At 71.5% G+C, this 19880-nt stretch carries 17 protein-coding genes and 1 CRISPR repeat array; of the genes, 15 read left to right on the forward strand and 2 right to left on the reverse strand.

All coding sequences use genetic code 11. The features are described 5' to 3' along the window. Nucleotides 1-115 precede the first annotated feature (115 nt). Nucleotides 116-1657, forward strand: coding sequence for an amidohydrolase (locus tag QSJ59_RS19030; RefSeq protein WP_285761058.1), 1542 nt, complete (start codon nucleotides 116-118; stop codon nucleotides 1655-1657). 172 nt (nucleotides 1658-1829) lie between these two features. Then, nucleotides 1830-2216 carry an RNA-binding S4 domain-containing protein gene (locus QSJ59_RS19035; protein WP_285761106.1) on the forward strand — a complete coding sequence of 129 codons (387 nt, stop codon included), beginning with the start codon at nucleotides 1830-1832 and terminating at the stop codon, nucleotides 2214-2216. Nucleotides 2217-2264: 48 nt separating this feature from the next. Here QSJ59_RS19035 and QSJ59_RS19040 read toward each other — a convergent pair whose 3' ends face one another. Further along, nucleotides 2265-2771, reverse strand: coding sequence for a MarR family winged helix-turn-helix transcriptional regulator (locus tag QSJ59_RS19040; protein WP_285761059.1), 507 nt, complete (start codon nucleotides 2769-2771; stop codon nucleotides 2265-2267). Between the two features lie 193 nt (nucleotides 2772-2964). Here QSJ59_RS19040 and QSJ59_RS19045 point away from each other — a divergent pair, with 193 nt between their 5' ends. The 13 genes from QSJ59_RS19045 to QSJ59_RS19105 all read left to right on the forward strand — a co-directional run bounded on the left by QSJ59_RS19045 (nucleotide 2965) and on the right by QSJ59_RS19105 (nucleotide 17602). Then, nucleotides 2965-3873, forward strand: a complete 909-nt coding sequence (locus QSJ59_RS19045; protein ID WP_285761060.1) for an STAS domain-containing protein — start codon at nucleotides 2965-2967, stop codon at nucleotides 3871-3873. Nucleotides 3874-3903: 30 nt separating this feature from the next. Then, nucleotides 3904-4344, forward strand: coding sequence for an STAS domain-containing protein (locus QSJ59_RS19050; protein ID WP_285761061.1), 441 nt, complete (start codon nucleotides 3904-3906; stop codon nucleotides 4342-4344). After that, nucleotides 4341-4781, forward strand: coding sequence for an ATP-binding protein (locus QSJ59_RS19055; protein ID WP_285761062.1), 441 nt, complete (start codon nucleotides 4341-4343; stop codon nucleotides 4779-4781). The genes QSJ59_RS19050 and QSJ59_RS19055 overlap by 4 nt, the downstream gene beginning before the upstream one ends. After that, nucleotides 4778-5869, forward strand: coding sequence for an ATP-binding SpoIIE family protein phosphatase (locus QSJ59_RS19060; protein ID WP_285761063.1), 1092 nt, complete (start codon nucleotides 4778-4780; stop codon nucleotides 5867-5869). The genes QSJ59_RS19055 and QSJ59_RS19060 overlap by 4 nt, the downstream gene beginning before the upstream one ends. After that, on the forward strand, nucleotides 5866-7713 hold the full coding sequence (locus QSJ59_RS19065; protein ID WP_285761064.1) for a PP2C family protein-serine/threonine phosphatase: 1848 nt from the start codon (nucleotides 5866-5868) through the stop codon (nucleotides 7711-7713). The genes QSJ59_RS19060 and QSJ59_RS19065 overlap by 4 nt, the downstream gene beginning before the upstream one ends. 113 nt (nucleotides 7714-7826) lie before the next feature. Next, nucleotides 7827-7982 carry a hypothetical protein gene (locus QSJ59_RS19070; protein ID WP_285761065.1) on the forward strand — a complete coding sequence of 52 codons (156 nt, stop codon included), beginning with the start codon at nucleotides 7827-7829 and terminating at the stop codon, nucleotides 7980-7982. Between the two features lie 212 nt (nucleotides 7983-8194). After that, nucleotides 8195-8527: direct repeats of the CRISPR family, unit length 29 nt; unit sequence GGTGCTCCCCGCGCACGCGGGGATGGTCC. A gap of 253 nt (nucleotides 8528-8780) precedes the next feature. Then, nucleotides 8781-9872 carry a VIT1/CCC1 transporter family protein gene (locus QSJ59_RS19075; protein ID WP_285761066.1) on the forward strand — a complete coding sequence of 364 codons (1092 nt, stop codon included), beginning with the start codon at nucleotides 8781-8783 and terminating at the stop codon, nucleotides 9870-9872. Nucleotides 9873-10183: 311 nt separating this feature from the next. After that, nucleotides 10184-10630, forward strand: a complete 447-nt coding sequence (locus tag QSJ59_RS19080) for an STAS domain-containing protein (protein ID WP_285761067.1) — start codon at nucleotides 10184-10186, stop codon at nucleotides 10628-10630. Between the two features lie 249 nt (nucleotides 10631-10879). Next, nucleotides 10880-12601, forward strand: coding sequence for an ATP-binding cassette domain-containing protein (locus QSJ59_RS19085; protein WP_285761068.1), 1722 nt, complete (start codon nucleotides 10880-10882; stop codon nucleotides 12599-12601). Further along, nucleotides 12598-14433 carry an ABC transporter ATP-binding protein gene (locus QSJ59_RS19090; protein ID WP_285761069.1) on the forward strand — a complete coding sequence of 612 codons (1836 nt, stop codon included), beginning with the start codon at nucleotides 12598-12600 and terminating at the stop codon, nucleotides 14431-14433. Before QSJ59_RS19085 ends, QSJ59_RS19090 begins: the two co-directional genes overlap by 4 nt. Nucleotides 14434-15100: 667 nt before the next feature. Continuing rightward, a complete protein-coding gene (locus QSJ59_RS19095) occupies nucleotides 15101-15352 on the forward strand; it encodes a hypothetical protein (RefSeq protein WP_285761070.1) in 252 nt (83 codons plus the stop codon). Nucleotides 15353-15614: 262 nt separating this feature from the next. After that, on the forward strand, nucleotides 15615-16856 hold the full coding sequence (locus QSJ59_RS19100; protein ID WP_285761071.1) for a 2-isopropylmalate synthase: 1242 nt from the start codon (nucleotides 15615-15617) through the stop codon (nucleotides 16854-16856). Continuing rightward, nucleotides 16853-17602: a hypothetical protein gene (locus QSJ59_RS19105; RefSeq protein ID WP_285761072.1), complete on the forward strand. Its 750-nt coding sequence runs from the start codon at nucleotides 16853-16855 to the stop codon at nucleotides 17600-17602. The genes QSJ59_RS19100 and QSJ59_RS19105 overlap by 4 nt, the downstream gene beginning before the upstream one ends. On the opposite strand, the gene QSJ59_RS19110 is transcribed toward QSJ59_RS19105, so the two are convergent. Continuing rightward, the gene (locus QSJ59_RS19110; RefSeq protein WP_285761073.1) at nucleotides 17538-19871 is read right to left on the reverse strand and encodes a heavy metal translocating P-type ATPase; all 2334 of its coding nucleotides are present in this window, start codon (nucleotides 19869-19871) and stop codon (nucleotides 17538-17540) included. The two genes, QSJ59_RS19105 and QSJ59_RS19110, sit on opposite strands and share 65 nt — an antisense overlap. Nucleotides 19872-19880 lie beyond the last annotated feature (9 nt).

Consider the following 19880-nt stretch of genomic DNA (forward strand, 5'->3'; position numbering starts at 1 on the left):
AGGGTTCTGCCGTCTTTCCCCGCTGTGCTGTTGCCACCATCATGTGGGAGGGCCCTGATGCGAGCCGTGGTCGGGTCGTGGTTCCCACACGATGGGGCCCGGGGTGCCGACAGTCGTGACCTTCGACCGTGAGGACTGCACCGTGCCCGATTCCGCCATTGATCCCCGCGACCCGCAACGCTCAGCGCCGCACACCCTGTTGCGCGACGTGCGCTTGGGCAGCGGCGGCCCCACGGTCGATGTGCGTTCGGCGGGCGGGAGAGTCGTGGAGGTGATGGCGCCGGGCGCACCCGAGGACGGTGCCCGGGTGCTGCGGTGTGCGGGAGGCACCCTGCTGCCGGGGCTGGTGGACGCGCACGTGCACGCCGTGCAATGGGCGGGGGCCCGACGGAAGGTGTCGTTGGCGGCGGCCGACTCCGCGCAGGCAGCGGTCGACCTGCTGGCCGCCGAGCTGGAGCGTCGCCCCGTGCCGGCGGGCGAGCTGGTCCAGGGGTACGACTTCCGCGACGGGTTGTGGCCCGATCTTTTGCACAAGGACCTGCTGGAGCGGGCCCTGCCGGGCCGCGCGGTCACCCTGTTCAGCAGTGACCTGCACACGTGCTGGCTCAGCCCGGCCGCGCTCGACCTCATCGGCCGCGACCATCCCACGGGGGTCTTCGTCGAGGGCGAGTGCATGGCGGTCACCGCGGCCCTGCCCGCTGAACCGGTCGCGTTGCGCGACCGCTGGGTGATGGAGGCGATGGAGGCCGCTGCGGCGCGCGGGGTCACCGGGGTCACCGATTTCGAGTTCGCCGACACGGTCGAGGACTGGACCCGGCGCCTCCGGACGGCCCCGCCGACGGTGCGGGTCGCCTGCTCCATCGCGCGGCCCCTGCTCGACGCGGCGATCGGGCGTGGACTGCGCACGGGGCAGCCCGTGCCCGAGGGGCACGGCGTGCTGACGGTCGGCCCGCTCAAGCTGTTCGTGGACGGCTCGCTCAACACCCGTACGGCGCTGTGCCACGAGCCCTACCCGGGGGCGGACGCCGGCTCCGGGCGTTTGGAACTGGAACCCGAGGAGCTCGTGGCATTGATGGAGCGGGCCTGGGCGCACGGCGTGGAGCCGGCGGTGCACGCCATCGGAGATCGCGCGGCGACAGTGGCCCTGGACGCCTTCGCCGAGGTGGGCTGTCCGGGCAGGGTGGAGCACGCCCAGTTGGTGCGCGCCGAGGACCTGCACCGGTTCGCGGCGCTGGGCGTCGTGGTCGGGGTGCAGCCCGCGCACGCCCCCGACGACCGCGACGTCGCCGAGCGCTACTGGCCGGACCGTCTGGAGCGGGCCTACCGCTACGCCGACCTGCTGGCGGCGGGTGCCCGCCTGGAGATCGGTTCCGACGCTCCCGTGGCGCCCTTGGACCCCTGGGACGGGATCGCCTCGGCGGTGGCCCGGACCGATGACGAGCGGCCGCCCTGGCACGCTGAACAGGCGATCCCGGTGGGGGCGGCGCTGGCCGCCGCGAGCGAGGGCCGCACCGGGATCGCGGTGGGGGACCGGGCCGATCTGATGGTCACCGCGCTGGATCCGGCGGAGGTCGCGCCCCAGGACCTGCGTGAACTGCCCGTTGTCGCGACGCTGCTCGCCGGTCGCCCCACCCATGTGGCCGACGCGCTGCGTTGAGCGGTGGTGGGGCGCCCGGGGCGGCCCCCGTGCGGGCGGATGGGTATTACAGTGCGGACGGGGACGGCCGGGAGCCATGAGCCGTTCAGTGTCGACGGACAGGACATGCACCGTGAAGGACCAGGGAGAGAACCCCGCTGGAGCGGGCGGCGCCGAGGGGCGGACCGCACCGGTGCGGCCGTTGCCACCGGGGCCGTCCACCGCCCGGGTCGACCGTTGGCTGTGGGCGGTTCGCCTCACCAAGACCCGCGCCGATGCGGCGCAGGCGTGCCGGGCGGGCCACGTCCGGGTCAACGACCGCCCGGCCAAGCCCGCCACGGCGGTGCGCGTGGGCGACGACGTCCGGATCCACCTCAACGCCAGGACCCGCATCGTGGAGGTCGGCCACGTGATCGAGAAGCGGGTGGGTGCGCCCGATGCCGTGCGCTGCTACGTCGACAACACCCCGGTCCTGCCCCCGGAGGCCACGATCCCGGTGGCCAGACGGGACCGGGGGGCGGGCCGTCCCACCAAGCGCGATCGCCGACAGCTCGACCGGCTGCGCGTCGAGGAGCCCTGACCGGTCCGCGCCGCTGTGGCGGTGCGGACCGGTCGTTTCGGCGTGCGTTCAGGCGAGCGGTTCTTCCACTGGGGAGAGGTCACCGGCGGCGAGTCCCGCGGGGTGCTGTTCCCGGAGCGGATCGACCTCGGAGGAGGGCGCGGGCAGGGCGATCCGGGGCAGCAGGCCGGCCAAGACGCTGCGGTCCGCGGCCGGGATGAGGTTCCATGCCTGTTCCAGCCGCCGACGCCGGTAGCCGTGGATGGAGGTCAGCAGGGTGCGGCCCGCCGGCGTCAGGAAGACGATCACTCTCCGTCCAGCGGGGCGCCGTTCGAGCAGCCCGTGGCGTTCCAGCCGGTCGCACAGCCGGGTGGCCGAGGACGGCGGGAGGCCCAGGACCTCGGCCAGGGAGGACAGGTTGGTGTCGGACCGCTCCAGCGCGGTCAGGACGCGCATCTGCTGTTCGGAGATGCTCGGTGCTACTTGTTCACGTGTCGTGCGCCACAGTCCGATCAGTGTCTCGGCGATCTGTTCGAGCGCGGTGATCGTTTCCGTCGGCGTGGGTTGCCTGTCCACTGTCGCACCCTCTCTGTCGAAGGCAAGCGGGAGGGCATGGACGCCGTGGTTTCCGCTGAGCGGCGACGAATGTCTCGTCTGGCGCCATGCCCGCTAACATTTGCTGCGCGGCAACTATTCTGGGTCGATCGTGCCCGGCCGAGTGAGGCCGGAGCCGCGGATCTACTATCGCAACAGACGAGGAGGCATGTGAATGTCGGAGCCCGACGCGACGACGCAGCGCTCAGCGGCACAGTCCGTGGCTGATGTCCTGCTGCGGCGCCGTGAGCAGGTGGCACAACGGTGGGCGGAGCTCCCGCTGTTTCGTACCGTGTTCACGGTCACCCGTGACGAGGCGGTGGAAGCGGGACAGTCCGTCGTGGACGCGTTGGCCGTGGTCGCGTCGTCCGGACGTCCCGGCGACCTGGAGGCGTCGGGTTTCGATCCGGTCCGTGTCCAGATCGGGCGGATGTCGGCTTCGCGCTCGCGTGCGGGCGTGTCCGTGGGCCAGGTGGCCGCCGAGGTCGCGGCGCTCAAGGACGCCGTCGTGGACCTGCTGAAGGCGGAGTTGGAGCAGGAGCCCGCTGAGATCCGGCACGAGGCCGTGCTCTTCGCCTCGGAGCTGCTTGCCACCCTGCGGCTGGTGACGCTGGAGACCATGCTCGACGACGGCCAGGAGATCATCGTGCGCCAACGCCAGCAACTGCTGGAGGGCGCCACCCCGGTGATCAAGCTCTGGGAGGGCATCGTGGCGGTGCCGCTGATCGGCACGCTGGACAGCGCCCGCAGCCAGGTGGTCATGGAGAGCCTGCTGGAGGCGATCGTCGCCCAGCAGGCCAAGGTCGTGATCCTGGACATCACCGGTGTCTCCACGGTGGACACCCTGGTGGCCCAGCACCTGATGAAGACGGTCGCCTCGGCGCGGTTGATGGGGGCCGAGTGCATCGTCTCCGGAATCCGTCCCGCGATCGCCCAGACCATCGTCCAGCTCGGTATCGACCTCGGGTCGGTCATCACCCGATCGTCCCTCGCCGACGCGCTCGCGATGGCACTGCACCGGATCGGTCTTCGCGTGCACTCGGCACCCGATTCTCCACCTGTCGCAGGTCCGGCCGCCCTCTGAGTCAACGATCCTAAGGAGGGGCGCACCCCCGTGTCCCAGATCCCGGTCATCCCCCTCGGGGACGTCCTTTTCGTCAGCATCCAAGGAGAACTCTACGACGCCGTCGCCCTCAGCCTGCAGGACGATGTCACCAACGCGATCCAGGCCCACAACGCACGCGGCGTGATCATCGACATCTCCGCGCTGGACATGGTGGACTCCTTCCTCGGCAGGGTGCTGGCCGAGATCGCCGGCTGCTCGCGACTGCTGGGCGCGGACACGGTGGTCACGGGAATGCGTCCGGCCGTGGCCATCACCCTGGTCGAGCTCGGCCTGACCCTGCCGGAACTGCGGACCGCGCGCACGGTCGAGGACGCGGCCTTGATGCTGGGCGTGTGGGTGTCCTCCAGGACCTCGCGTGCGGCCCCCGTGGCCGTTCGACAGGACGAGCCGGAGGCCATGGACGGCGGCAGTGGAACGGACGGCCCATGAGCACGCCGGTGGACGAGACGGTGCGGCTGCGGATCGGTTCCGACGCCGACCTCTCCGCGGTGCGCCTCCAGGTCCGCGCCAAGGCGCAGGCGGCCGGGTTCGGCCTGGTGCAGCAGACCAAACTGGTGACCGCCGCCAGCGAGCTGGCTCGCAACACCCTCGTCCACGGCGGGGGAGGAGAGATGGAGATGAGCGAGGTCGCCCAGGCGGGCGTGCACGGCATCAAGTTGGCCTTCACCGATTCCGGGCCGGGGATCGCCGACGTCGAACAAGCGCTCGCCGACGGTTACACCAGCGGGAACGGGTTGGGCATGGGGTTGGGCGGAGCGCGTCGCCTCGTCCACCACTTCGACATCGACACCCGCTCCCAGGGCACCACCGTCACGATCGTGTCGTGGGCCACCACGCCGGTCGACCCGCGGGCAGTGTTGCGGTGACACGTGTCTGGGACGTGCCCGTGCACGACGCGACGCGGGTCAGGGACGCGCGGGTCGCCGTCGAGGAGGCGGCGGAGCTGGTGGGCCTGGGGGAGCGGCGCAGCGCCTCCGCGGCCCTGGTCGCCACCGAGCTCGCCACCAATCTCCTCAAGCACGGCGGCGGCGGACGGATGCTGATCGAACTGGCGCCCCATCCGGCGGCCGACCGCGACCGCGGCGCCGAGGCACCGGAGGCGGCCGTACAGATCCTGGCCATCGACCACGGCGACGGCATCCCCAGTCTCGCGGACGCAATGCAGGACGGTTTCTCCAGCACCGACTCCCTGGGAGCGGGGCTGGGGACCTGCCGGCGGACCTCCGACGTGTTCGACATCCACAGCGCCCGTGGCCGGGGCACCGTTGTGCTTGCACGGATCGCGCGCCCCGTTCCCGAGTACCTGTCGGTCGAGCCGCCCGCCCCGATCCTCGGGCGCATCGGCGGCGTGCACGTGCCTGTGGCGGGGATGCAGGAGTCCGGGGACGCCTGGACCTGCTGGTCCTCTCCGGGGCGCCGCACCCTGATGGTCGTCGACGGGCTGGGGCACGGCCCCGAGGCAGCCGAGGCGGGCGACGCGGCGGTCCGACGTTTCCACCGGTCGCCCGACCTGCCGTTGGAGGCGCTGCTGCGGGAGATCGACACCGCGCTGCACGGCACCCGGGGAGCGGCCATCGCCATCGCCCGGATCGATCCGTGGGCGGGACGCCTCGACTACGCCGGTATCGGCAACATCGCCGCGCGCCTGCGTACGGGGGGGCAGTGGCAGCACCTGCTGTCCAAGCCGGGTATCGTCGGCGCGCACCGGACGGTGGCCGCACCCCCGGCCCGCCACCCCTGGACCGCAGATGGCCTGCTGGTCATGCACAGCGACGGGTTACCCAACCGGTGGCAGTACAGCGGTGACGCCGACGGGGAACTGCACCGCCACGATCCCGCGCTGATCTCCGCGGTGCTGCTGCGCGACGCCAGCAGTCCGGCCAGTACCAACCGCGACGACACCACCATCGCCATCGCCACCGCCGATGGGGACCCGTGGCAGGAACGATCATGAACGACACCTTGCTTTCCCGCACCATCGCCACCATCGACGATGCCGTGATGGCGCGGGCCGCGGCCGGAGCCATCACGGTGGCGGCCGACCTCGACCCGGTCGAGCGCCTGGCCTTCCTGGCGGAGCTCTCGCGCAATCTGCGCCTCGTACTGATCGCGGAGGGCGATCACCACCTCCTCATCGGCACGGTGCCCGACCCCACCCCGCGTCTGCGGGCCGCGTTGCACCCGCCCGCGGACGCGGCCGGCGAGGTGGCCGCGGCGGTCTGGGAGGCCGAGGCGGGACTGGGCGCGGAGGCCACCGCCGACCGGTTGGTCGAGGCGGCGGCCGGGGCCGAGGGCGGGACGGACCCCGAACGGGTCCGGGACGAGGCCGTGCAGGCGCTGTTGGACGGCGACGAGGACGCCGGTACGGTCGTGGAGCTGTTGCGCGAGGAACGCGCGCTCGTGGAGTGGCACCGCGACGAGATCGAGCACACCAACCGCGGCGTCCTGGCCCTGCACGCCGAACTCGACGCCGCCAGCCAGGCCCAGCGCCGACTGCTGGAGGCCGAGCACGCCGCGCGCACCACCGCCGAGACCGCGCGCAACCGGCTCAACTTCCTCTCCAGCGCCAGTGTCGCGCTGGCCGTCTCGCTGAATCACGAGGAGGTCCTGCGCCGCCTCACCCAACTGCTCGTGCCTGAGCGCGCCAGGGCGGCGCGGGTGTGGCTGCTGGACACGCGCCAGGGGCTGAGCCGGGCCATCTCCGCCGAAGGGGTCAGCGAACCCGGCGATGAGGACCGCCACCCCGCCGAGGCGGCGGTGCGCACCAGGCGCGTTCAGCACGTCGGTCCACGACCGACCGGCATCGAGGGCCTTGAGGACATCGTTGTCTCTGAGGACGAACCGCCGATGCTGGCCGTTCCGCTGATCGCGCGCGACACCGTCCTGGGCGTCCTCACGCTGACCGCCCCCGGCGACACCGTCACCCCCGACGAGGCGGTCATGCTGGTCGAACTGTCCCGCCGGGCCGCGATCTCCGCCGACAACGCCCTGCGCTACGAGCGCGAGCGCGACATCGCCGAAACGCTTCAGCGCGCGATGCTCACCGATCTCCCCGCTCGTGCCGACCTCCGGCTGGCGGCCCGGTACCTGCCCGCCACCAGCGGGATGAACGTGGGCGGCGACTGGTACGACGTCTTCCTGCAACCCGACGACAGCCTGATCGGCGTCATCGGCGACGTCACCGGGCACGGCATCCAGGCCGCGGTCATGATGGGCCAACTGCGCAACGCGTTGCGCGCCTACGCCATCGAGGGGCACGGTCCGGGCGGTCTGCTCACCCGGCTGCACAACCTGCTGCGCCATCTGGAACCGGACCTGTTCGCCAGTGCGATCATCGCCAGGATCCAGCCGGGAAACCCCACGGTCTCCTGGTCCAGTGCGGGGCATCTCCCGCCGTTGCTGCGCGACCCCGACGGCCGGGTGCACGTTCTCCAGCCCCGCCTGGGCGCCATGCTCGGGCTGCCCATCGACCAGACCATCGAGGACCACGAACTCACCCTCGCCCCCGGCTCCACCCTCCTGCTCTACACCGACGGCCTCGTCGAGCGCCGCGCCAACGGTGTCGACCCCGGGATCGACCAGCTCGCCGAGGTCTTCGGTCGCCTGGGGCCGGTCCTGGAGCACGACCCCGACACCGCCGCCGATCTCATCCTCGAAGAGATGCTGCGCGACTACCCGGGGGAGGACGATGTGTGCCTGCTGCTCTGCCACGCGGACGGCGCGGTGTCCGGGACCGAGGGAACCAGTCGCCTCTCCGGTGTGGCCGGCACCACGGTGGTGATGTCCCAGACGGGCTGAACCGGCCACGAAGAACCGGGCGGTCGGCTCCCGCCCACCGCGCCCGGGGAACGGGGACCGCCCTTGTCGAGCAGGCACCTCCGGTGTTGCGGGGGAGGGGCGGTGCCGCCTCGATGCTCGCCGCCGCAGAGACGCGAAGAGCCGGCCCCGATGACGGCCCCTCGGTGGGCGGCACGATGCGCGGCGAAACCGCTGGGTGGCGGATGCGCCCCGGGGCGACCCCGGGACTGTCGGTGTTGCCCGACGTCCGCGCCGTGCCCTGCGAGTGATGCGTGTGCGGCGACGCAAGCCGCGGGAGGACTATCCGGGCTCTGCCCGACGGGATTGATCTCCGGAACAGACCGTTTCCGGTGCCTCGCTCCGATGAACCTGTGTGGTTACTTCCTTAGCGCGAGGAAAAGGGTTTTTCATGTCGGATGTTCTTTTCTCGACAAGTGAATGAAACGAGGGTTACCCACTGGTAGAGTCCCTGGTCATTAAGGGTGCTCCCCGCGCACGCGGGGATGGTCCTGCCCCTGATGTCTCGGAGATAGTCCGCGTACGGTGCTCCCCGCGCACGCGGGGATGGTCCGTTCCATTTGCGGGCCACGGCCACGGGTACCTGGTGCTCCCCGCGCACGCGGGGATGGTCCCTACGGCGACGGGATCAACAACTCCGTGGAGGGGTGCTCCCCGCGCACGCGGGGATGGTCCGCCCCGCAGGCATCGCCTGCGGGGCTTTGTCGTGTGCTCCCCGCGCACGCGGGGATGGACCGCCGTTTTGCATTGTCGCCTTTAGCGGTCTGCGTGAGCCCCGCGCACGCGGGGACGGACCGAGCGTGTCTATGTTCGTCACCGTTGTACGCATCGCCCGAGCACTGGACGTCCCGGTGCGGGGGTGTTGTGGAACGAGGAGGACAGCGGCTCCGACGAGGAGCACACCCGCAGCCCACCCGGCAGCGGGACCATGCCGGGATGGGGGCTTACAAGAACGTCCCGACCAAAGACGTTCGTTCCGGCTGTTCGGCGTGCTCCTGGGCAGTACCGGGGTGTGCGCAGCCGCCGGTCCGAGCGAAGGGACGTCCACCATGTCCGATGAGGGTTCCGGCGCGACCCCGCAGCCGCCGCCCGCGACACTGCGCAAGTGGCGTCGCCTGCTTGCCAACGAGCGCGAGGCCGCTCGTGGATACCGCGAACTGGCATCGCGCCGTACCGGTGAGGAGCGCGACATCCTGCTGGGGCTGGCCGCGGCCGAGCAGCGCCACGTCGCCCACTGGGAGGGCCTGCTGGGCGAGCATGTCGGACCGCCGCGTCGCGGCAGCCCCCAGACCCGGGTGCTCACCTTCCTCGCCCGCCATTTCGGCTGGGTCTTCGTGCTCGCACTCATGCAGCAGGCGGAGGCGCGCCCCCTTTACGAAGGCGACGCCGACGCGCCCGCCGCCATGGCGGCCGACGAGCGCATCCACGGTGAGGTCGTGCGCGGGTTGGCCGCGCGCGGGCGCACACGGATGTCGGGGACGCTTCGTGCCGCGGTCTTCGGCGCCAACGACGGCCTGGTCAGCAATATCTCGCTGGTGCTGGGGGTCATCGGTGGGGGAGCGAGCCCCCAGACCGTGCTGCTGACCGGGATGTCGGGGCTGCTGGCCGGGGCGCTGTCCATGGCCGCGGGGGAGTTCATCTCGGTGAATTCTCAGCGTGAACTGCTGGCGGCCTCCGACCCCGACGGTCGGGCGCGGGAGTCGGTGGTCCACCTCGACGTCGACGCCAACGAACTCGCGCTGGTGTATCGGGCCCGGGGGATGTCCGCCGACGAGGCACATGCCCACGCCGATGCCGTGCTGCGGCAGGGCGCGTCCGCCCCCGCGTCCGCCGAACCGGTCCGCGAACGGGGCACCGACGCCGTGGGAAGCGGCCTGGGCGCCGCGGCGTCCAGTTTCGCGTTCTTCGCCACCGGTGCGCTCATCCCGGTCCTGCCGTTCCTGTTCGGGGCGGGCGGGGTGACCGCTGTGGTCGTCGCCGGCGTGCTCACCGGCTCCGCGTTGATGCTGACCGGAGGGGTGGTGGGGGTGCTCTCGGGGGCGCCGCCGTTGTGGCGGGCGCTGCGCCAACTGGTGATCGGCGCGGCCGCCGCGACCGCCACCTACCTGCTCGGGCTGGCGTTCGGCGCCGTGACCGGGTGAGGGAGGAACAGGACAGGGGCGCAGCACTCAGCCGCCCCGGCCGGGGGCGCCTGCCGACACGGCACCGTGGGGACCGCGAGCGAGGGGAGGCCGGCCAAGCCGAACAGTGAACCCGGTCCGCCCGGACCGGGCCGAACCCGTAGGCGGCGAACATCACCACCCCCGCTCCCTCCGAGCCCAGGCCCGCGAACGAGGTCACGGGCGCCCGCGCCTCCTCGCCCGCGACCTCTTGCCGACGCGATCGACCGCGCCTGCCGTCGGGCCGGTTGGCGCGGGTTCGTGAGGGTGGACTCACCGGGAGTGCCGGGGCGATGCCCGAAACAGTGGGCATACCGGAGATGATGGACTTCTCCGCTGTCTTTCCCGTCTGCGAGGCTTTTCCCATGAGACCGCCCTACGACCTGCCCCCGCTGCCGGTGTCGACCGTTCAGGGATGCAGCGTGGTCACCCTGCCAGCGGACATCGACATGCTGGTGCGCGACCACATCACCGCCACCCTGCACCAGGTGCTCCAGGAGGGGCCCGCCGCGATGGTCATCGACATGACCGCCACGTCCTTCTGCGACTCCGCCGGGATCTCGGTGTTCATGAGCGCCTACCGGCGTGCCCGCGAGGCCGACGTGGGCCTGCACCTGGCCATCGCCAACCCCCGGGTGCGCAGGGTCTTCCACCTCGCCGGGATCGACCTCGTCACAGCCATCCACGCCACTCTCGACGAGGCGGTTCACGCCGCGCGTACCGCCTCGGGCCGGCCCTGAGCGTTCTTCCGGGGGCGGCCCGGCCGCCCGAACCGGCGCTTCGCGCCCCTCGTCGAGCAGGTCGCGCAGGTATCGACGAGCCTTCCGCCCGCCACGGCATTCGATACCTTCACTCAAGGCACCCCCTCACCGATAAATTAGGGTAGCCTAACTTTGTTTTGAGTGTCAGGAGTTTCATGACCGAGTCGCAGGCGCCCGCTGCCACCGGTGCGGCCCCGGCCCGCCCCCCGAAACACGAGACCCGCCCCCATGTCGGTTGACGCCCGGCCCCCCGGGGGCGGTGGCCGCCTGCTGCGCCGTGCGCTGGCCAGGAACCGCGGCCGTCTCGCCGTCGGTGTCACCGGCGCCTCCGGTCACCAGGCCGCAGAAGCGATGGTGCCGGTTGCGATCGGCCTGATCATCGACCGCGCCGTCGCCACCGGTGACCTTTTCGCACTCGCCCTCTCCCTGGTCGGTCTGGTGGTCCTGTTCACCTTCCTGACCATGGCCTGGCGCTTCGGAGCCCGCTCGCTGGTCGCCGCCATCCAGCGCGAGGCCCACCTGCTGCGGGTCGAGGCCGCGGGCCGCATGGTCGACCCCCGAAGGCAGCAGACCGGGAAGCTCTCCGGCGAACTCCTCAGCATCGCCACCTCCGACGCCGACCGGATGTCCCGGCTGCTGCACTTCGTACCGGCCTTCGTCTCCGGTCTGGTCGCCCTTGCCGTCGCCGCGGTTGCGCTGCTGCGCATCGACACCGCCCTGGGGCTCGCCGTACTCGTGGGGGTTCCTCTTCTGGTCGTGGCCGTGCAGCTCCTGGGGCCGCTGCTCACCCGGAGGGCCGCCCTCCAACAGGCGGCCACCGCCGAGACCACGGCGCTGGCCACCGACCTGATTCGCGGAATCTCCGCATTGCGCGGGATCGGGGCCGAGCACAACGCAGCCCTGCGCTACCGCGACTCCAGCGGTGCCGCCCTGCGCAGCACCCTGCGGGCAGCCGCCCCCACCGGCGCCTACCACGGCGCAACCATCGCGGGCGGCGGTCTGCTCCTCGCGGGGGTCGCCGCACTCGCGGGATGGGCGGCCCTACAGGGCCGGATCAGCATCGGAGAGCTGGTGGCCGTCGTCGGCCTGGCCCAGTTCATCACCGAACCGGTACGCGAACTCGGTCTGTGCGGCCAGGGGATCGCCCTGTGTCGCGCCTCGGCGCGTCGGCTGGCGATGGTGTTCGACGCCGGTTTCCGGCTCGCCCCCGGAGAGCTCGACGTCAAAGGCACGGGCCGAGTGGAACTGCGCGGGGTGCACTACCGGTCGCTGCGCGGGATCGACCTGGAGTTGCAGCCGGGGGAGATGCTCGGTGTGGTCAGTTACGACCCTGCCGACGCCCAGGCACTGGCGGCGTTGCTGGCCGGTCGGGTCCCGCCCCGGGAACGTGAAGGCGAGATCCTCTTCGACGGGGTCCCGCTGGAGCGGATCTCCCTGGACGCGGCCCGCCGCGCCGTCCTCGTGGAACCGCACGAGGTCGACCTGTTCGAGGGGTCACTGCGCTCCAACGTGCTGGTCGGGGCTCCCGAGAGCACAGAGGACGCCCTCGATTCGGCGCTGCGCGCCTCCGCCGGGAACGAGGCCGTCAGTGCCCATCCCGACGGCCTCGACCACCGGATCACCGACCGCGGCACGGTCCTCTCGGGTGGCCAGCGCCAACGGTTGGGCCTTGCCCGAGCGTTGGTCGCCCGCCCGTCGGTGCTGGTGCTCGACGAGCCCACGACGGCGGTCGACGCCATGACCGAGGAAAGCATCGCCGAAGGGCTGCGGCTGGCCCGGCACGGTGCCGAGGCCGACGCGGCCTACGGAACGATCGTGCTGACCAGCAGCCCCGCGCTCCTGGCCCGCGCCGATCGGGTGCTGGTGGTCGCGGGGGGAGCCGTCGTCGGTGAAGGCACGCACGCCGAACTCGCCGGCGATCCCGACTACCGAAAGGCGGTGCTGCGATGACGGTCGACACGCAACGACCACGGGAGGCGGCAGCACCGGCTGCGCACCGGCTGCTTCCGATCGCCTCGGCGCGGGAGACACTGGCCCTCGTCCTGGCCGAGCTGGGGCAGGCCAGGAGCGGCGCGCTGGCGGCCCTGTCGCTGTCCGTGGCCGCCAACGCCTGCCTGTTGGTCGCCCCCTGGGTCCTGGGCCTCCTGGTCGACGCCGTGACCCAGGGAACGACGGGTGTCCAGGTCGCGTCCTTCGCCGTGATCATCGCCGTGGCCGCCGTTGTGGGCGGTGTGCTCACCTCGGTGGCGTTCACCCTGGTCGCGCGCACGGGGGAGACCGTCCTGGCCCGGCTCCGGGAGCGGGTGGTCGAACGTACCCTTCGGTTGCCGGCCCCCACCCTCGCCCGGTTGAGCGCGGGCGACCTGCTCTCCCGGGTCGGGGACGACGTCTCCGTGGTCAGCGAGACCGTGCGGGAGAAGGTCCCGTTCATCCTGTCCGCGCTGATCACGGTGGTACTCACCATGGGCGGTCTGTTCGCCCTGGACTGGCGTCTGGGGCTGGCCGGCATGTGCTCGCTGCCCGTCTACGTGTGGTCCCTGCGCTGGTACCTGCCGCGTTCTGCCCCGCTCTACGCCCAGGAGCGCGCTGCCATGGGCGAGCGGGCCCAGGCGCTGGTGGGATCGCTGCACGGAGTGGAGACGGTGCACGCCTACCGGTTGCACGACCGACGCCTGAGCTTGGTGAACGAGCGCTCCACCGCAGCGATGAACACGACCGTCCGGGTGTTCAGGCTCTTCACCCGGTTCGCCGGTGGAATGAACATGGCCGAGTGCGTCGGTCTGGCGGCCATCGTCACGGTGGGGTTCTGGCTGGTCGGCGCCGACCTGGTGACGGTGGGGGCGACCACCGCGGCCGCGCTCTACTTCCACCGCCTCTTCGGGCCGCTGGGCGCGATCATGCTCACCTTCAACGACGTGCAGTCGGCGGGGGTCAGCCTGGCCCGGATGGCCGGGGTGGCGCTACTGCCCGAGCCGGAGGCCCCGGCCGACCCCGTACGGCCGGGCGACGCCGGCGTCGAGATCCGTGGAGTCGCCCACCGCTACGACGACGGCCCGGTCGTGCTCGACGGGGTCACGTTGCACATCGCCCCCGGTGAGCGGGTGGCCCTCGTCGGAAGCAGCGGTGCCGGAAAGACCACCCTGGCTTCCGTGGTCGTGGGGCTCATCGCCCCGACCGAGGGAACGGTACTGCTGGGCGGGGTACCCGTCGAGCGGCTCCACCCCGATGTCATGCGGCGGCACCTGGCGCTGATCAGCCAGGAGTCGCACGTGTTCGCCGGAACGTTCGCCGACAACGTCCGGCTGGCGGCACCGGAGGCCACCGAAACGCAGGTGCTCGAAGCGTTGGACACGGTCGGGGCCCGCGACTGGGCGCTCGCGTTGCCCGACGGCGTGGCCACCGTGGTCGGGGAGAGCGGACTGCGGTTGACGGCACACCAGGCGCAGCACCTCGCGCTGGCGCGCCTGGTACTCGCCGACCCCGCCGTGGCGGTGCTGGACGAGGCCAGTGCGGAGGCCGGGAGCGCGGGTGCCCGCGATCTCGAACGTGCTGCCACAGCCGCCACCCGGGGACGAACGACCCTGGTGGTCGCCCACCGGCTTCCCCAGGCGGTGGAGGCCGACCGGATCGTGGTGCTCGAAGGAGGACGGATCGTCGAGGTCGGCCCGCACGCCGAACTGGTGGCCCGTGGCGGCCGTTACGCCGCGTTGTGGAGGGCCTGGCAGGACGGCGGTTGTGACGCCAACGATCCCGACGAGCGGCTGTCGGCCGCCGACGCCTGAGGCGGGGCGCCCGGAACCGGGGGCGGGAACCGTGTGCGGTCCCGGCTCCGTCCGGTCCGTCGGCGCGAGGACCGGACGAATTCCCGCGCATCCGCGACCGGCGCCCGGGGCCCTTCCCCCGGCGGCGTCGTAGGGCGGACGTCGTGGGTCCGTCGACCGTCGAAGCGGGCCCGGACGGGGCGGTGCGGCCGGCGCTGCACGGAGGGGGCCCGGGTGCGGTTCCGGGGTGTACGGGCAGCCCGAAACCGATCGGTCGGGTGCGGTCTGCCCGCGGTTGGGCCGCCCGGGGCTCTTGCCCGTGGGCGAGGCGCGGGCGGTCCACTGGTCGCGGCATTGCCTGCGCTTCACCTTTGGGCCCGGCACGGTCCGGGACAGGGGAAGCGAGAAGGGAAGCCCAGCAGCGGATCGGGCGCGATCGCGCAAAAGTCCTGTTCGTCGCCGTGCATTTGATGGCGGGGTTGACCAACGGCACCCCAACGACGGCAATTATTACTTTCGGTCGCTCAGCGGGTTTGCAGGGTTAGCGTCCGTCTCTGAGGGTCATGGGACCTATTAGCCATTCATTCACCGGTGATCGTCTTCGGGTCGCTTCGGCAGAGCTGGGGGTCCGGGAGGCGTAGAACGCAATGGCAGACAGTTACACCGCCAGAGAAAGGAAGTATCAGCAATGAGCCGCAAGACTCTGGCCCGCATCGCCTTCACCGCTGTCGCTGTTCCGGCGCTGGCCTTTGGAGCTCCGGCGCTGGCCCTGGCCGACAGCTACTACAACGCGAACTACACCTCGGCAGGGTACGACGGGGCGTTCTCCGGGAGCGTGAGCTCCTACGCCAACAGTGGCTACTACTACGGTCACGGCTACTACGGCAACGGCTACTACGGCAACGGCTACTACGGTGGCGGTTACGACTACTGGTACTAAACGCACGAGCCTGAGGCCGAGGCCGCGACCCTTCGGGGGCCGCGGTCTCCCCTGTGTCCCGGGTGTTGCGCCATGGGCGCCGCCCGGTTTCCAGATCGCCCCGCTTCCCCCTCCTGCCCCTGTCGACGGGGTCGGGGCTCGGAGGGTCCGCAGCAGCCATGAAAAGACATTTCCCCCAAAGTAATTAATTGGCTACTTTCTGTTGTCATCGGTGGCAGGATTGGCATTCCGAACAGGGGTGCGCAGAACTGCGGGGGAACCGGTGAGCCGGGATGTGATTCGCGAGTCCGCTCTGGCGGGCAGGGTGGTGCTGTGGGAGGAATCGGCCCGCGACGGTGCGCAGGCCAAAACGTTGATGAGCCCGGACTTCCGGGTCCGCCTCGCCCGTGAGCACGGACGGGTCTTCGGGGCGGACGGCCCGCGCCATGTGGTTTTCGCGGCAGGGTTTCCGGCGGTGTGCGCGCAAGAGTTCGAAGCGGTCCGACGCGTCGCCGTGGAGGCGGAAGGTCTGGTCAGCGTGGCCGCGGTGTGCCGGGGCACAGTCGCGGACGTCCGGCAGGCATTGGCGTCCGTGCGGGACACCGCACACGCGCGGATCATGGTCGTCGTTCCCGCGTCGGAGCCGATGGCCGCGGTGATGACGCACCGGACGGCCGGCGCGGCCCTGGAGGAGGGGGTCGCGCTCGTCCAGGCCGCGCGGGAGCGTGACGACCGGGTGGCGGTGGACGTCTGTCTCGCCGACGCCTCACGAGCCGACCACGGACTCATGGCCGCCGGCGCGTCGGCGATGACCGAGGCCGGAGCGGGAACCGTGCTCCTCGCCGACACCGTCGGCTGCCAGCTCCCGGCCGAGGCGGGGGGCATGTTCGCGCGGGTCCGGGCCGCATCCGGGGACGAGGTCGTCCTGGCCTCGCACATGCACAACGACCTCGGCCTGGGCCTGTGCAACACGATCGAGGCGCTGCGTGCGGGCGTGCGGGTCGTGTCCAGCTCCTGGCTGGGCATCGCAGAGCGCAGCGGACTGGTGGCAACGGAACAACTGCTCTTCCTGCTCGCCTACCGGGCCGAACGCACAGCGGTACTCCTGGGGGAGGCGATCGCCCCGTGGTGGACGGCCCCCGACCTGACCAGGCTGCCCGCCATCGCGCGGATGGTCTCCCAGGAAACAGGGGTACCGCTGAGCGTGACGTCACCGATCGTCGGTTCCGGAGTGGGGACGATCTCCACCGGTACACCCTTCGTGCACCCCCAACTCTTCCAACCGTTCGACCCGCAGGAGTCGCTGGGCATCACCCCGACAGTGGTGCTCACCCATCTGGCCAGCGCCCGGGTGGTGCGTGCGGTGGCCGCCGGCCTGGGACACGAACTCGACGACGAGCAGGTCCGCACGGCGATGACGTGGGTCAAGTCCCGTGCCTACCGGTCGGGGCAGGCCGTCGTCGCCGATCAGGACTTCGCCGGCTACCTCGACAGACAGCAGACCGTGGGAGTGGGCGAGCGATGAATGCGGGCATCGTCGACACGCGCGGTGCCCGATGCGCGCTCGGCAGGGGGGAGGCCGTCGTCCTGCCCAATCCGGCACCGCTGACCTTCGTCGTCGCGGCCACCAGTCCGCAGGCCGTCAACGCGGCCAAAGGACGTCCGCTCGATCAGGCCGTCGCACTCTGGACCCACGGGGTACGCGCACTCACGGCCCTCGACGGCGCGCTCGATCTCCACGGCCGGACCGTATCGGTGGCCGGCCGCCTGCTCAGCGAGGAGCGGGTGACCCTGTTGGTCCCCCTGCGGTCGACCGCCCACCCGCCGCACTGGCTTCGCCCGGCCAGCAGGGACGGGTGGGCCCTGCTCTTCGGCGCCCGCTGGGCCCCCTTGTCGCCCGTTCTGGCAGGTGCGCCGATCCTCTACGTGAGCAGCGCCAATCGCACCGGTCACCCGCCGGCCGCCTCGGTCGCCGAAGCCATCGCGATGTTCGCGGCCACCCCCGTTCTCGGGGCGGTCGTGCCCGACTGCGCCGCGGAGCGGGGCCGCGGTGCCCCCCGCAGGGCGACCACGACCCTGCGCCTGCACCCAGACGGACGACTGGAGCTGCACCGCCGCGGAGCGCAGGACCTGGTCCATCCCGATCCCGAGGAGTACCTCGACCGCATCCGCGCCGCCTACTGTTCGGAAAACGGCCCGGAGCCGTTCAGCGGTCTTTCCCCGCGCCGTCGCCGGTCGCCAAGACGTGGTAGTTCTCCTCCTCCTGGGTGAAATGCAACTGGAGTACCGCGTACAACTCGATCACCAGCCGGGCGGCGTGTCGCCGTGTCTCGGGGCGGCAGTCGGTGCGCAGTTCCCCGATCGCGGCGCCGATCCGCCGGGAGAGGACGTCGATCTCCGAATGCCCCCGGCTCATCGCCGCGGTTGCGCCCCGGACCCCCAGGGCCCGGTCGACCTGTGGGTAGAGCAGCTTCTCGTCGCGCTCCTCGTGCTCGCCCACTTCGGCCAGGAACGCGGTCAGGCCGTCGAGCAGTTCCGTACTCGGTTCCCCGCTCCCCAGCGCTATGGCTTCGGACACCTGGGGCAGCTCGTGGATGCGCGGCCACAGCCTGTGGTGTTCCTCGTCGAGTGAGCGCACCAGTTCGGCCGATGCCCCTCTGAGTTCGTGGGAATGTCCGCGCAGTCCGCCGTTCAGGGCACGCAGGGCGTTGACCACCACAGCGACGTCGATCAACTCCTGGAGCACAGCGCCCGCTGTGGGAGGCAGCAGCCCTGCGGCGGCCACCAGCATCGCGCCGAACGAGAGCACCATGCCCACCAGGGCGCTCTCCCGTGCGATGGAACGGGTCCGCCGGGCGATGACCAGGGTCTCGGCGAGCCGAGCCAACCGGTCCACGGTGATGACCACGTCCGCTGACTCCGATGAGGCGGTCGACCCGCGTGCGCCCAGCGCCACTCCGACTCCGGCGCATGCAAGCGCAGGCGCGTCGTTGACACCGTCGCCGACCATGACCGTCGGTGCCCGACCGCTCTCCGTCCGGACGACCTCGACCTTGTCCTCGGGGGACTGCTCCGCGCGGACCTCGTCGGCTCCCACGTACGCGCCGACGAGGTCCGCCACGGCCTGCCGGTCACCGGTGACCATCACGGTCCGGTCGATGCCCGCGATGCGCAGCAACCGGAACGTGCGCGGCGCGTCGGTGCGCAGGCGGTCCTTGAGCAGCAGCACTCCGGCGAACCGACCGTCGACCCCGACGAAAACGGTTACCGACCCGTCCCGTGCGGCCTCGGAACGGGCCGCGGACACCCAAGGCGGTTCTTCCTCACCGCACCCTGCCCAGGCGGCTTTTCCCACCCTGACCAGGTGCTCGCCCACCACCCCCTCAATGCCTTCACCGAGGGATTCGGACACCCGCCCGGGTTGCTCCAGCCCCAGACCGTTTTCGCGCGCGGCGCGAACGATGGCCGTGGCCAGTACATGCGCGGAGACCTGGTCCAGACAGGCGGCCAGGCGCAGGACGTCCTCGCCGGAGCCGTCGGTTCCGGTGGCGGTGCGGGCCAGCCGAGGCCGCCCCTCGGTGACGGTTCCGGTCTTGTCGAACAGGAGTACCCGGGCGCGGGCCAGCCGCTCCAGCGCGGCACCGCTCTTGACGATCACCCCGCGCCGTGCGCACCGGGACATCCCCGAGGTGAAGGCGATGGGGGCGGCCAGGATCAGGGGGCAGGGCGTCGCCACGACCAGTACCGCCACGGCCCGCACCGGATCCTGGGACATCAGCCAGGCGACGCCGGCCACCACGACCGACACGGGAAGGAAAATCGCTGAGTATCGATCGGCCAGCCGTACGAACGGGGCGTTGTCGCTCTTGGCGTCACCGGCCAGCCGGACGATGGCGGCGAACGTGCCCCGCCGGGCGTCGGTCGTGGCCCGCAGCCGGAATGGGCCGGCCGCGTTGACCGTCCCACTGCGCGCGGCCTCACCGGCCTGCCGTTCGACCGGTAGGGGTTCACCGGTCACCACGGACTCGTCGAGAACCGCGGCGTCCCCCTCGATCCTGCCGTCGACGGGGAGGACCTCCCCAGAGCGGACCAGGAGAAGGTCGCCCGGCCGCACGTCGTCGGCCGGGACCGTGACGATCTCCCCGTCCAGCAGCCGATGCGCGGTCGTGGGCGATCGCGCCAGCAGCGCGCTCAGATCGCGTCGGGCCCTTCGGCCGGCCCGCTCCTCCAGCACACGCCCACCGGTGAGCATCACCGCGATGATCGACCCGGCCAGGAACTCGCCGACCAGCAGCGTTCCGATGAGCGCCAGCAATGCGAGGGTGTCGGTGCCGAAGCGTTTGTGGCGCAGGCCGTCGAGCACCCACCAGGCCGACGCCGCGGTCCCCAGGAGGGTGGCGCCCAGCCACGCGGTGTGCGCGGAGGAGGGCGACCAGGCGAGATGGAGCAGACCCCCGGACACGAGTCCCGCCAGACACAGGACGAGCAGGGCCGACTGCGTGCTGGGGCCTTTGCGGACTGCGTCGTTGCCCTGGTCCATGTTCTCCAC

It is taken from the genome of Nocardiopsis ansamitocini, assembly GCF_030268225.1.
GTDB lineage: Bacteria > Actinomycetota > Actinomycetes > Streptosporangiales > Streptosporangiaceae > Nocardiopsis_D > Nocardiopsis_D ansamitocini.

Coding starts and splice junctions, on each gene's coding strand:
- QSJ59_RS19045 (WP_285761060.1), top strand. CDS start 2,965: ATGTCGGAGCCCGACGCGACGACGCAGCGCTCAGCGGCACAGTCCGTG.
- QSJ59_RS19055 (WP_285761062.1), top strand. CDS start 4,341: ATGAGCACGCCGGTGGACGAGACGGTGCGGCTGCGGATCGGTTCCGAC.
- QSJ59_RS19065 (WP_285761064.1), top strand. CDS start 5,866: ATGAACGACACCTTGCTTTCCCGCACCATCGCCACCATCGACGATGCC.
- QSJ59_RS19070 (WP_285761065.1), top strand. CDS start 7,827: ATGCTCGCCGCCGCAGAGACGCGAAGAGCCGGCCCCGATGACGGCCCC.
- QSJ59_RS19075 (WP_285761066.1), top strand. CDS start 8,781: ATGTCCGATGAGGGTTCCGGCGCGACCCCGCAGCCGCCGCCCGCGACA.
- QSJ59_RS19080 (WP_285761067.1), top strand. CDS start 10,184: ATGCCCGAAACAGTGGGCATACCGGAGATGATGGACTTCTCCGCTGTC.
- QSJ59_RS19085 (WP_285761068.1), top strand. CDS start 10,880: ATGTCGGTTGACGCCCGGCCCCCCGGGGGCGGTGGCCGCCTGCTGCGC.
- QSJ59_RS19090 (WP_285761069.1), top strand. CDS start 12,598: ATGACGGTCGACACGCAACGACCACGGGAGGCGGCAGCACCGGCTGCG.
- QSJ59_RS19095 (WP_285761070.1), top strand. CDS start 15,101: ATGAGCCGCAAGACTCTGGCCCGCATCGCCTTCACCGCTGTCGCTGTT.
- QSJ59_RS19105 (WP_285761072.1), top strand. CDS start 16,853: ATGAATGCGGGCATCGTCGACACGCGCGGTGCCCGATGCGCGCTCGGC.
- QSJ59_RS19110 (WP_285761073.1), bottom strand. CDS start 19,871: ATGGACCAGGGCAACGACGCAGTCCGCAAAGGCCCCAGCACGCAGTCG.